The following is a 12251-nucleotide window of genomic DNA, read 5'->3' on the forward strand; positions in this document are numbered from 1 at the left end:
GGCGCTCTGCCTAGCCTCAGGCGCGCTGCTCCATCTGGGCAAACTCGTCGCGGGAGGCGAGAAACCCCTCCAGCACGGCCTGTTCCGCCTGTTTCTGCTTGATCACCGAGGTCAGGGCGGGATAGAGAGCCGGAACGGTACTGGCTTCACGCAGATGCTTATAGAAGCGCAGCGAGGTTTCGGCATCGTTCACCGCCTGGGTCAGGGTCTCGAAGGCCAGAAAAGGCGTATTGATGAAGAAGGGAGGAGGCACGGTAGCCTGAGAAGGCTGAATCGCATGGGGTTCCGATAGGCCCAATTGGCGCGAGAGACGGCGCAGTTCCTCTACGCGCATTTCGCACTGGATGCCGAGCGAGGCCATCAAGCGGCTCACGGCGGTATCGAAGGGCAGGAAGCTGAAGGCGAGGCGTCGGTAGCGTGCCACTTCGGCTCGCTCGTGTGCCTCTGCGAGTGTCAAGAGTTCATCCAGCACCAGGGCGAGCCTGGCGTTCGTTGTTGGTCTTTCTGGCATGGCGGTGTCCTCTTGTCGAAGGCCGAGCAACAGTCACTTCCCCCGCAAATCCTGCGGTTGACATGGTGCTCTAGAAATACCCCCGGTTTGCATGACCTTCATCAAGTTTCGCGACGTTTAGGTCTGATGAAGCAGTGATTCCATCCACTGGTATGACGTAAGCCACACGCATCCCCTATGCCCTTTCGTGGCCTCGTCCGACACAGCACTGAATCTTCACTATAGACGAACCGGCGAAAAACCATTGAAGGAAATTGAAACGAATGTTTGACAACTGTAGCCGTCGCGCCAGACTGCCTGGGTGGACGACACGAGACAGCAGGCATGACACGACAAGTTTTCCATGAGCGGGTGACACTGGCGTTTCAAGACCACGTCGCCGAGGTCACCCTGGCACGTCCACGCGAGCACAATGGCCTCGACTGGGCGATGATCGACGCGCTGCTGGCGGCACAGCAGCACCTGCGCGAACTCGAAGGGCTGCGTGCCGTGGTGCTCGAAGGTGAGGGAGAGAGTTTCTGTGCCGGACTCGACATGGCCGCGATCATGTCCCGCCCGGAGCGGCTGCCCTCGCTGCTGGCTCCCGACGAGCAGGGCATCAATCCGGTGCAGCGCCTGGCACTGGGCTGGCGCGATGCCGGCGTACCGGTGATTGCCGCCTTGCATGGGCATGTCTATGGCGGTGGGTTGCAGATCGCCCTGGGCGCCGATGTGCGTGTCGTACATCCCGAGGCCCGGCTGGCGCTGCTGGAGATCGTCTGGGGCATCATTCCCGACATGGGCATCAGCGTGACAGGCGAGAGTATTCGCAGCGACGTGCTGCGCGAGCTGGCCTGGACCGGGCGCAAGGTGGACGGTCGCGAAGCCGTTTTGCTCGGCTTGGCCACGCGTCTGGCCGACGACCCCCGTCGTATCGCACGCGATATCGCCACGTCGGTGGCGGCCCGCTCGCCCAAGGCAGTGGCCGCGGCGCGTGAACTTTTCTCCCGCTCGGCCGGCATGTCCGAGCGCGAGCGCCTGGCGCTGGAGGCCAGCCTGCAGCGCGGCCTGCTCGGCGGCGAGGAACAACTGGAAGCGGTGGCGGCCCGGATGGCCGGCCGCGAGCCGCGCTTCAAGGGTTCGTAGTGACCTCGCCATCGCTGCGGCCCTACCAGCACGAGGCCGTGCGCCGCGTCGTAACGCACTTCCGCAACTCCGACGAGCCGGCGGTGGTGGTGTTGCCCACCGGCAGCGGCAAGTCGCTGGTGATCGCCGAGCTGGCGCGACTCGCTCGCGGACGGGTACTGGTGCTGGCTCATGTGCGCGAGCTGGTGGAGCAGAACCATGCCAAGTACCTGGCCTACGGGCTCGAGGCGGATATCTTCAGCGCCGGACTGGGGCGCAAGGAGAGTGCACGCCAGGTGGTGTTCGGCTCGGTGCAATCGGTGGTGCGCAACATAGAGCGCTTCGACGCGTCCGCTCAACAACAGGGCCAATTCACCTTATTGGTGATCGATGAATGCCACCGGGTCTCGCCGGACAAGGACGCCAGCTACCGTCGCGTGATCGAACGCCTGCGCCGGGCCAATCCCCGGCTGAAGGTGCTGGGGCTTACCGCCACGCCCTATCGCCTGGGACAGGGCTTCATCTACCACCGCCATCACCACGGCATGGTGCGCGGTGACGACGACTGCTTCTTTCGCGACTGCGTGTTCGAGCAGCCGCTGCGGCTGATGGTCAAGCAGGGCTATCTTGCGCCGCCGAGACGTATCGATGCGGCGGTCGAACGCTACGATTTCTCGGCGCTGGTGCCGGGAGCGAACGGCCTGTTCCGGGAAGAGGAGCTCAACCGGGTGGCGGCGGGCAACCGCGCCACGCCGGGCATCGTCGCCGAGATCGTCGAGCGCGCCGCCAAGCGTCGTGGCGTGATGCTGTTCGCCGCCACCGTGGCTCATGCCGAGGAGGTGCTCGGCTACCTGCCGGCCGCCGAGGCGGCGCTGATCACCGGCGAGACGCCGTCGCGCGAGCGTGAGCACATCATTGCCGCCTTCAAGGCCTGCGAACTCAAGTACCTGGTCAACGTGGCGGTGCTCACCACCGGCTTCGACGCGCCTCACGTCGACCTGATCGCCATTCTGCGGCCCACCGAGTCGGTGAGCCTCTACCAGCAGATCGTCGGTCGCGGCCTGCGTCTCGCGCCGGGCAAGAGCGACTGCCTGATCCTCGACTACGCCGGTAACCCCTGGGATCTCTACGCGCCGGAAGTGGGTAGCCCGCGCCCGGCCTCGGACACCGAGCCGGTGCAGGTCGAGTGCCCCGCCTGCGGTCACGCCAACCTGTTCTGGGGCCGCAAGGAGGGCGAGATCGTCATCGAACACTTCGGCCGCCGCTGTCAGGGGCTGGTCGAGGACGAGTCGGTCAAGCGCGGCCAGTGCGACTTTCGCTTTCGCTTCAAGGTGTGCGGCGAGTGCGGCGCCGAGAACGACATTGCCGCGCGGCGCTGCCACGGCTGCCAAACCCTGCTGGTGGATGCCGACGACAAGCTCAAGGAGGCGCTACGCCTCAGGGATGCCCGCGTGCTGCGGGTGGCCGGCATGCAGCTCGAAGCCACCGTCAATGGGCGTGGGCTGCCGCGGCTCAAGGTCACCTACCATGACGAGGACGGGGTGAGCCTGAGCGAGTGGTTTGCCCTGGAAACCCCCGCCCAGCGTGCCGCCTTCGGTGCCGTGTTCCTGCGTGACCATCTGCGCGCACCGGGAGCGCGCTGGCAGCCGATGAGCGCGGAGGAAGTCATCGCCGAGCGTCGGCGTCTGCGCCACCCCGACTTCGTCGTGGGGCGCAAGGTGGGACGCCACTGGCAAGTGCGCGAAAAGCTGTTCGATTATACCGGGCGCTATCGCAAGGCCGAGACGGCGGAGTAGGCGAGTCGGCTCAGGTCGAACCTTCAGCCTGCCGGGGCTCGCTATCTTGCGTAGGTTCGGTGAAGGGCTCGCCGGAGTCGTCCTCCCCGGTGTCGCTATCCTCGAACGGCGAGAAGGAGGGGGCCTGTCTGCTGGCGGCAAGCTCCCCGAAAGCCTCCTTGAGAAGGGCGTTCTCGGGGTCCATGTCGATAGTGCCATGGAAAGTGCTGCCATCCTCTAGCATCAGGCACGGTGTCACGATCGTTCCCCTGACATTGGCGTCCTTGTGGATCGTGGCTCGATGCGATGCCACCAGATTGCCCTCGACCTCGCCAGAGACATGCAGGGTATGGGCGTAGACGTCACCGAGAATACGGCTACCATTCCCCAGGGTGACGGTATTCTGCTTGCAGGTGATCGTTCCCTCGACGTGCCCTTCGACGGTCAGGTCCTCACCGGCATCGATGTCCCCGTGTACGCTGGTGTGGCTGCCGATTACCGAAACGCTGGACCGTGTCGCGGACATCTCCTGGTGGGTCGGAGTCCGGTCGGCATCGGTGGTGACGACGCGTGTCGTCGTTGCCTCTGCCTCCGCTTGACGATGCTTTGCCTTGTGGAACATGCAGCCCTCCAAGATCGACGAGTAGCCATGCAGCCTAGCTCGCTTGTGGTGATGTCAAAGCGTTGAGCTATGCAGCATCCAGCGGTCTTTTCTCGACACCGCGCGCGAGGCCTGACACCTATAAGAAGTGATACGTGGACATGGAGTAGGAACGTGGGCATTCAGACATGGCTTATCTTTCTTGGCGTGGCCGCCATGACGCTGATCGTCTGGGATGGCGGACGGCGCAAGAGACAACGCCTGGCGACGGGCCTGCCGCCGAGCGCAGCGCCGGAAGCGGTGGCTGCCCGAGCGCATCCGCTTCCGGTCGAGCCGATTGTCGAGACGGCAAGTGTCGACACGCCGCCCGCCGCCCGTTTGCCCAATGTCCCCGAAGGCAGCCGTATCGGCTTGGCGACGCACGTGTCGGGCAATCTGGTTGCGCGTGAACCGGTTGTAGTCAAGGGCAGCATCGAGGGAGCCGTCATCGCCCAGGATCACTCTGTCATGGTGACGATGAGCGGTAGGGTGTCGTCGTATCTGGAAGGCCGTAAGGTCAGTGTCGATGGGCAAGTGGCAGGCATGGTCAAGGCCGGCGACAAGATCACGCTGCTGTCGCGGGCGCGCGTCGAGGGTAGCCTGCATTCCAGGCGCCTGGAATGCATCGCTGGCGCCCGCATTCGCGGGAAGGTGGCATCGGTGGAGCCGCTCGGCGGGATCCCGATGGTCGCTGGTACGAAGACTGAACCGGGCTTACCCTGACCCCTGCGCTCTTGCTAGACTGCGTGATTGACCTTCAGACGAGCCCTGCCGGGAGGCCAGGCCCCGCGTGAGCGAGATGCCCCAGACGGACACGCCGGAACGGCACGAGACGTCCGATGCCGCGGTGCAGACGGAGGCATTGGCGCGTCTGTTCGACGAGCCGATCACCGAGCTGCCCGAGGATCTCTACATTCCGCCGGAAGCGCTGCGAATCTTTCTCGAAGCCTTCGAGGGGCCGCTCGACCTGCTGCTCTATCTGATTCGTCGCCAGAATCTGGATATCCTGGCCATCGACGTGGCCGCCATCACTCGCCAGTACATCGAATACGTGGAGCTGATGAAGGCCATGGAGATCGAACTGGCCGGCGAGTATCTGCTGATGGCAGCGATGCTGGCCGAGATCAAGTCGCGTACGCTGCTACCGCGTCCGCCCAAGGAGGCGGGCGATGACGAGGAGGAGGATCCGCGTGCCGAGTTGATCCGCCGCCTGCAGGAGTACGAGCAGCTCAAGAGCGCTGCCGAGGCGCTGGCCGAGCTGCCGCGGGTGGGCCGCGACTGGTTCCCGGCGCGGGCGGCGCTGCCACCATTGCAGGCAAGGGTGATCCACCCCGACGTGGAACTCGACGAGCTGCTCGGGGCGCTGGCCGGCATCCTGCGCCGGGCCGAACTCAACCAGGCCCACCAGGTGGGGCGCGAGGTACTCTCGACCCGCGAGCGCATGCTGGCGATCATGGACCGGCTCAATCGCGAGCACTACACGCCGTTCGAGGCGCTGTTCACCCTGGAGGAGGGACGCGCCGGTGTTATCGTCACCTTCATGGCCATTCTCGAACTGGCCAAGGAAGCGATGATCGAAATCGTGCAGAACGCCCCGCTATCGCCGATCCATGTGCGTGCCCGGGCGCCGCGAGAGCAAGTCGAGGAGGAGGTCTACGACGACGGCACCGATGTCGAGAGCCCCTTTGCCGATGAGTCCTTTGCCGAAGAGTCATTCGTCAAAGAGCCTTTTGCCGTAGAATCCTTGATCGAAGCAGAGGAGAGGATGTCCGGGGAGGACGATACCGCATGACGGCCATGGAGCTGCCCGACAGCCTCGACGAGATTCTCGAGGCGGCGCTGCTGGCAGCCGCCGAGCCGCTGTCGCTGGAGCGCCTCGAAGGGTTGTTCGACGACCACGAGAGGCCGCAACGGCGCAGTCTGCGTGAGGCGCTGGAGCGCGTTGCGGCGCGCCACGACCGTGGTGCCATGGAGCTGATCGAGACGGCTTCGGGCTACCAACTGCGTATTCGTCCACGTCTTTCGCCCTGGGTGTCGCGCTTGTGGGACGAGCGTCCGCAGCGCTACTCCCGCGCCCTGCTGGAAACCCTGGCGTTGATCGCCTATCGCCAGCCGGTGACGCGCGGCGACATCGAGGAAGTGCGCGGGGTGGCGGTGAGCAGTTCGATCATGCGTACATTGGCCGAACGCGGCTGGATTCGGGTGGTCGGACATCGTGACGTGCCGGGCCGCCCGGCGGTCTATGCCACTACCCGCCAGTTCCTCGACGACTTCGGACTCAAGACGCTGGACGAACTGCCGCCCATGCATGAGCTGAAGGGGATGGCGGAGCCGATTTTCGAGGATGAGGCGCCGCCGCCGCCCAGCACTCTGCTGGCGCAGGCCGACGAGGCGGCGAGTGGCGATGAGGAAGACGTCGGCGACGACGACGGTTACGACCTCGATGACGAAGACGGCGAAGATAGCAAAGATAGTGAAGATGATGACGAGCGTATCGCCACAGAGGATACGCTTGCTGAAGCGACGGCCGGGACGGCCGACGTAGCACACGCCGGGAAGGCGTCCGACAGGCCAGGGCTGAGTTTCGCCGATCTCGAGGCACGCCTGGCCGAACGTGCCCGCACCAGCGTCGACGATGACGGCGGAGCGGGGGCGGAATCCACCGTAGACGAGAAGTCAGACGACACATGACCAGCAACACCGAAAAACTGCAGAAGGTCCTGGCCCGCGCCGGGCTGGGCTCGCGCCGCGAGATGGAAGCGGCCATCGAGGCCGGGCGCGTCAAGGTCAACGGCAAGGTTGCCTCCCTCGGCGACCGTATCGAGATGCGCGACCGGGTCGCCTTCGACGACCGTCCGGTGACCCTGCGCGGGGCCGAGGAAACGCCGCGCCGGGTGATCATGTACAACAAGCCGGAAGGCGAGCTGTGCACACGCAAGGATCCGGAAGGCCGGCGCACCGTATTTGAACGCCTGCCGCGCCTGAAGGGCGAGCGTTGGATCGCCATTGGCCGCCTGGACATCAATACCAGCGGCCTGCTGCTCTTTACTACCGACGGCGAGCTGGCCAACCGGCTGATGCATCCTTCCACCCAGATCGAGCGCGAGTACGCCGTGCGGGTGATGGGCGAAGTGCGCAAGGAGCACGTGGTGGCCATGGTCGAGGGCGTCATGCTCGAGGATGGCCCGGCGCGCTTTACCGACGTCCAGGAATTTGGCGGCGAGGGCATCAACACCTGGTTCCATGTGGTGATCATGGAGGGACGCAACCGCGAGGTGCGCCGGCTGTGGGAATCCCAGGGGCTGACGGTGAGCCGGCTCAAGCGGGTGCGCTACGGCAATATCTTCCTCGACAAGCGGGCCAAGGCGGGGGAGTGGGTGGAACTCTCCCAGGACGAAATCGACGATCTGGCCCTGGCGGCAGGCCTGGCGCCACGCAAGGTGCCCGAGCTGACGCCGGACGAGAAGAACCGCTGGAGCCGCGACAAGCACAAGCGTCGCCCGGTGCAGGCGATGCGTAAGCCCAGGAGCCCCAAGGGCAGATAGCGAACGCAGGCAGGACGAAAGTCAAAAAAGTCCTTGCCAGCCAAGGGTGTGATCAGTAATATCTGCACCCGTTCGGAAGGGTCGTTAGCTCAGTTGGTAGAGCAGTTGGCTTTTAACCAATTGGTCGTAGGTTCGAATCCTACACGACCCACCACTTCCGGACCTGGATGCTTGTTTAGCAAGTGCTGGGTCGTTAGCTCAGTTGGTAGAGCAGTTGGCTTTTAACCAATTGGTCGTAGGTTCGAATCCTACACGACCCACCAGATTTCGCGCCCTCGTCTCGAGAGAGACGGGGGCGTTCTGTTTTCCACTCTCGTCGCTTGAAAAACGAGGGCGCGGACCGCATCTTGTACCTTGCGTGAGGTGATCTGCGCCCGCCGATGGCCGACAGGTGCCGCGAACGGCGAAGTGGGTTAAACTCGCGTGACGGGTTGACGTGGCGAGAGACGCCGCAGCCAGCCCAGGCGTATCGCCCGTACGGAGCGTACGACTAGCGATATACCCGGTACACGCAGGGGGAGCCCCTGCCAGTCACAGTGGTAGACACGATGACGATCATGACTTCCCGCGTCGAGGTGCGTGAGCATCTCGCCCGCGCCTACTGCCCCACCCGCATTCCCGCCGAGGACGAGGCTCGCATCGAGGAGATCAAGCGTCTGCTCGTTCAGCACAATGCGGTGCTCGTCGCTCATTACTACACCGACGATGCCATCCAGCAGTTGGCCGAGGAGACCGGTGGCTGCGTGGCCGATTCGCTGGAAATGGCCCGCTTCGGTGCACGCCACGATGCCGATACCCTGGTAGTGGCCGGCGTGCGCTTCATGGGCGAGACGGCCAAGATCCTGTCGCCAGAGAAGCGTGTGCTGATGCCCACCCTGGAAGCGACCTGCTCGCTCGACATCGGCTGCCCGGCCGACGAGTTCAGCGCCTTCTGCGACCAGCATCCCGACCGCACCGTGGTGGTCTATGCCAACACCTCGGCGGCGGTCAAGGCGCGCGCCGACTGGGTGGTGACCTCCTCCATCGCGGTGGACGTCATCGAGCACCTGCAAGCGCGCGGCGAGAAGATCCTGTGGGCGCCAGACAAGCATCTGGGCAGCTACATCCAGCAAAAGACCGGTGCCGACATGCTGCTGTGGGACGGTGCCTGTATCGTCCACGAGGAGTTCAAGGCCAAGGGGATCGAGGACCTGAAAGGGCTCTATCCCGAGGCAGCCGTGTTGGTGCACCCGGAGTCGCCGGCCTCGGTGGTGGCGCTGGCCGATGTGGCCGGCTCCACCTCGCAGCTGATCAAGGCGGCCAAGGAGCTGCCCCACGACAAACTGATCGTCGCCACCGACCGCGGCATCTTCTTCAAGATGCAGCAGATGGTGCCCGAGAAGACTCTGTTCGAGGCGCCCACCGCCGGCAATGGCGCGACCTGCAAGAGCTGCGCTCACTGCCCGTGGATGGCGATGAATGCACTGGACAACCTGGCTGGCGCCCTGCGCGAGGGCAGCGGCGAGATCTTCGTCGACGCCGAGCTGCGTCGGGCCGCGCTCAAGCCGCTGGAGCGGATGCTCAACTTCAATTCCTGAGTGAAAAAGAACGCTGCTTCGCAGCTCGAAGGTAAAAGATAGAAGATTGAAGAAAAACACTGATGACTGGCCGAGATGAGGGCAATGCAAGCTTGCCTCTTCTTATCTGTTCTTATTTCTTCGTTCTTCTGTCTTTCCTCTTTAGAACTTCTCCATCGTCTCGCGATAACCGACGAAGTCCTCGCGCCGCTGCTCGATGCGCGCCAGGGCATTGCTGTCGCCACTCTGTTCCGCCACTCGGCGGGCCACGTCGAGCTGGCGGATGGCGCGATCGATCTCGCCGGTGAGCTGCATCTGCTCGGCCCGGGCCAGGTGGCCCCAAGCCTCGCGGCCGCTGCGGCCCGCGGCTTCGGCGAGCAGGGTGAAGACCTGTGGGTCCTCGGGGCGGCGGTCGGACAGCTCGCGCAGGATGCGGTAAGCCTCGTTGGGATCGCGTTGCAGCAGGGCCTCGCCCAGGATGCGGGTGGCCGGCATGTGGCCAGGCATCAGCCGCAGGATGCGTCGGCTGCGTTCGATGGCGTCGTCGTAGCGGCCAGCATCGAAAGCCACTTCGGCGGCACTCACCGGCATGATGGCCAGGTCGGGCAGTTCCTGGGCCAGGGTGTCGAGCTGGTTCAGCGCGGTATCGGTCTGACCCTGATGGGCAGCGATCAGGGCGTCCAGATAACGCCTGGCAACTTCCGGGGCGTTGTCTTGGGCCAGGCGCGTTGCCGCCTGCTGCGGATCGCGCTGGTGAACCGTCAGCAATGCCCGGGCGCGCACCAGGTGATAGCTCGGGTCACCCTCGCGGGGGCGCACGGCAGTGAGCTGAGAGGCACGGGATTCGGCATCGCTGATACGCGACTCGGTGAGCGGGTGAGTGAGCAGGAACTCCGGTGGGTTGCCCCCCTGTAGGCTCACCTGGCGCTGCATGGCGCGGAACATCCTGACCATGGCGTCGGGATCGAAGCCGGCCTGGGCCATGGTCTGCATCCCCAGGCGGTCGGCTTCCTGCTCGAAGCGCCGCGAGTAGGAGAGCTGATCCTGGATGAAGGCCGCCTGGGAGCCCATGGCGGCGGCGATGCCGGCGTCGCCTCCGCCGCTGGCAGCAATCAACATGCCGGCCAGCATCGCGGCCATGGCGGGTAGCTGGGTCTGCTCGGCCCGCGCCTGTCCCCGGGCAAAGTGGCGCTGGGAAAGGTGGCCCAGTTCGTGGGCCAGCACCGAGGCGACGGCATCCTCTTCGTTGGCGAAGGCGAACAGACCGGCATTGACACCTATCACCCCGCCCGGCACGGCAAAGGCGTTGAGGGCGCGGTTGTCCACCAGCGTGACCACGGTGCGAGTGTCGGAGAGTCCGCTGTGAGGAATCAGGCGCGATACCAGCGATTCCATGTACTCCTGTGCGATAGGGTCCTGCCAGAGCGGAGCCCGGGCGCGAAACTGGCGCAGCCAGGCACGGCCCAGGCGGAACTCCTCGCCGTGCATGGCCTGGCTGCTGCCGGTCAGGCTGGGTAGCCTATAGTCCTCCGTGGCGACCGTCGGGGCGGGGGCGGCCAGCGCCAGGGTCAGGGCCGTGGTAGCGGTGGTCAGGCAGAGTCGGGACTTGCGCAGCATGTGCCTATCTCGTTCGAAGCGGCGGACGGTAAACCATCCGACATTGATTCGGCCCGCAAAGTGCCTTTAAATCTCAAGGGTTTTGCACTTTCCTGCAAGGGCCGCTGCCTAACTTGCAGGAACGTTCGGTATTTTCCCGGGAGACGACATGGCTGTGCAACCAGATGATGTACTCGATGCCTGCGGCCTGCCCTGCCCGCTGCCATTGCTGAAGGCGAAGCAGGCGCTGGCCCGGCTCAAGGCTGGCCAGGTACTCGAGATCATGGCGACCGATGCTGGCTCCTGGCGCGACTTCGAAACCTTCGCCGAGAACAGCATTCATGTTCTGGTGGGGCGAGAGGAGCGCGGCGAGATCTACCATTACTGGCTGCGCAAGGGCGAGGAGCCCATCGCATGACCTTGCGCGAGGTTTTCAAGGGCTGGATCGAGCACTACTTCTCCGACGAGGAAGCGGTCATCCTGCTGGTGCTGCTGGTGCTCGGCTTCGCCGTGGTGATTCTCTTCGGCCGCATGCTGGCGCCGTTCCTCACCGCCCTGGTCATCGCCTTCCTGCTGCAAGGCGGCGTCAACGCCCTGACGCGGCGCGGTGTGCCGCACCTGATGGCGGTGACACTGGTCTTTCTTGCCTTTATCGGCGTGTTCCTGGCGCTGGCTTTCATCCTGATGCCACTGATATGGAATCAGCTCGTGGGGCTGGTGCAGGAGACGCCGCGAATCGTCGCCAGCGGCCAGCGCTGGCTGGACGACGTGCAGGAGCGCTACCCCAACCTGGTCACACCGGACCAGGTCCAGGAGTGGATCGCCGTGGCGGGACGCGAGCTGACCCAGTTCGGTCAGCGCGCCCTGACCCTTTCTCTGGCCTCGCTGGGCAACATCCTGGCGCTGATCATTTACCTGGTGCTGGTGCCGATCCTGGTCTTCTTCCTGCTCAAGGATCGCGAGCAACTAGTGAATTTCACGCTGTCGCTATTGCCCCAGCAGCGTTCGCTGATGACGCGGATCTGGCAGGAGATGGATACCCAGATCGCCAATTACGTACGCGGCAAGTTCGTCGAGATCATCATCGTCGGCACGGTATCTTTCTTCACCTTCGCCTTCTTCGGGCTGCCCTATTCGGCGCTTCTCGCCGTGCTGGTGGGGTTCTCGGTGCTGGTCCCCTACATCGGAGCCGCCGTGGCGACCCTGCCGGTGGCCGCCGTGGCCGGTTTCCATTTCGGCATGAGCGAGCAGTTCCTCTACGTACTGATCGCCTATGGTGTGATCCAGGCGCTAGATGGCAACGTCCTGGTGCCGATCCTGTTCTCCGAGGCGGTCAACCTGCACCCGGTATCGATCATCGTGGCCGTGCTGTTCTTCGGCGGCGTCTGGGGGTTCTGGGGCATCTTCTTCGCCATCCCCCTGGCAACGCTGCTCAAGGCGCTGGTCTATGCCTGGCCACGAGGCATCCGGCAATACCATGACGAGCAACAGCCCGATGAGCTGGAGCACCAGGTAGAGGAGTGA

General features: G+C 64.5%; 12 protein-coding genes and 2 tRNA genes. 11 read left to right on the forward strand and 3 right to left on the reverse strand.

What is annotated here, in order from left to right; all coding sequences use genetic code 11:
- Positions 1–16: 16 nt before the first annotated feature.
- Positions 17–511 (reverse strand): hypothetical protein, encoded by a 495-nt coding sequence (locus EKK97_RS05095; RefSeq protein ID WP_159549860.1) that lies wholly within the window; start codon positions 509–511, stop codon positions 17–19.
- 324 nt (positions 512–835) lie between these two features.
- Here EKK97_RS05095 and EKK97_RS05100 point away from each other — a divergent pair, with 324 nt between their 5' ends.
- Positions 836–1636 (forward strand): crotonase/enoyl-CoA hydratase family protein, encoded by an 801-nt coding sequence (locus EKK97_RS05100; protein ID WP_159549863.1) that lies wholly within the window; start codon positions 836–838, stop codon positions 1634–1636.
- Positions 1636–3411 (forward strand): DNA repair helicase RadD, encoded by a 1776-nt coding sequence (radD, locus tag EKK97_RS05105; RefSeq protein WP_159549866.1) that lies wholly within the window; start codon positions 1636–1638, stop codon positions 3409–3411. The genes EKK97_RS05100 and radD overlap by 1 nt, the downstream gene beginning before the upstream one ends.
- 10 nt (positions 3412–3421) lie before the next feature.
- Here the strand turns inward: radD and EKK97_RS05110 are convergent, their stop codons facing one another.
- Positions 3422–4012, reverse strand: a complete 591-nt coding sequence (locus EKK97_RS05110; protein ID WP_159549869.1) for a bactofilin family protein — start codon at positions 4010–4012, stop codon at positions 3422–3424.
- A 153-nt stretch (positions 4013–4165) separates the two neighbouring features.
- Between EKK97_RS05110 and EKK97_RS05115 the strand changes: the two genes are divergently transcribed.
- The 7 genes from EKK97_RS05115 (at position 4166) to nadA (ending at position 9152) form a co-directional block, all read left to right on the forward strand.
- Positions 4166–4753, forward strand: a complete 588-nt coding sequence (locus EKK97_RS05115; RefSeq protein WP_159549872.1) for a bactofilin family protein — start codon at positions 4166–4168, stop codon at positions 4751–4753.
- Positions 4754–4829: 76 nt separating this feature from the next.
- A complete protein-coding gene (locus tag EKK97_RS05120; RefSeq protein ID WP_159555693.1) occupies positions 4830–5822 on the forward strand; it encodes a segregation and condensation protein A in 993 nt (330 codons plus the stop codon).
- Positions 5819–6721 carry an SMC-Scp complex subunit ScpB gene (scpB, locus tag EKK97_RS05125; protein ID WP_159549875.1) on the forward strand — a complete coding sequence of 301 codons (903 nt, stop codon included), beginning with the start codon at positions 5819–5821 and terminating at the stop codon, positions 6719–6721. Before EKK97_RS05120 ends, scpB begins: the two co-directional genes overlap by 4 nt.
- The gene (gene rluB, locus EKK97_RS05130) at positions 6718–7575 is read left to right on the forward strand and encodes a 23S rRNA pseudouridine(2605) synthase RluB (protein WP_159549878.1); all 858 of its coding nucleotides are present in this window, start codon (positions 6718–6720) and stop codon (positions 7573–7575) included. The genes scpB and rluB overlap by 4 nt, the downstream gene beginning before the upstream one ends.
- A gap of 78 nt (positions 7576–7653) precedes the next feature.
- Positions 7654–7729, forward strand: a tRNA-Lys gene (locus tag EKK97_RS05135).
- A gap of 33 nt (positions 7730–7762) precedes the next feature.
- Positions 7763–7838 (forward strand) — tRNA-Lys (locus EKK97_RS05140).
- Between the two features lie 285 nt (positions 7839–8123).
- Entirely contained in the window at positions 8124–9152 is a 1029-nt protein-coding gene (nadA, locus tag EKK97_RS05145) for a quinolinate synthase NadA (protein WP_159549881.1), read from the forward strand.
- A 141-nt stretch (positions 9153–9293) separates the two neighbouring features.
- Here the strand turns inward: nadA and EKK97_RS05150 are convergent, their stop codons facing one another.
- Positions 9294–10748 carry a M48 family metalloprotease gene (locus EKK97_RS05150; protein ID WP_159549884.1) on the reverse strand — a complete coding sequence of 485 codons (1455 nt, stop codon included), beginning with the start codon at positions 10746–10748 and terminating at the stop codon, positions 9294–9296.
- 148 nt (positions 10749–10896) lie between these two features.
- On the opposite strand from EKK97_RS05150, the gene EKK97_RS05155 reads away from it, so the two are divergent.
- Together EKK97_RS05155 and EKK97_RS05160 are read left to right on the forward strand one after the other, a co-directional pair.
- Entirely contained in the window at positions 10897–11145 is a 249-nt protein-coding gene (locus EKK97_RS05155; protein ID WP_159549887.1) for a sulfurtransferase TusA family protein, read from the forward strand.
- A complete protein-coding gene (locus EKK97_RS05160; protein WP_159549890.1) occupies positions 11142–12251 on the forward strand; it encodes an AI-2E family transporter in 1110 nt (369 codons plus the stop codon). The genes EKK97_RS05155 and EKK97_RS05160 overlap by 4 nt, the downstream gene beginning before the upstream one ends.

Origin of the sequence: Billgrantia tianxiuensis (genome assembly GCF_009834345.1) — a bacterium.
GTDB classification, from domain to species: Bacteria; Pseudomonadota; Gammaproteobacteria; order Pseudomonadales; family Halomonadaceae; genus Halomonas; species Halomonas tianxiuensis.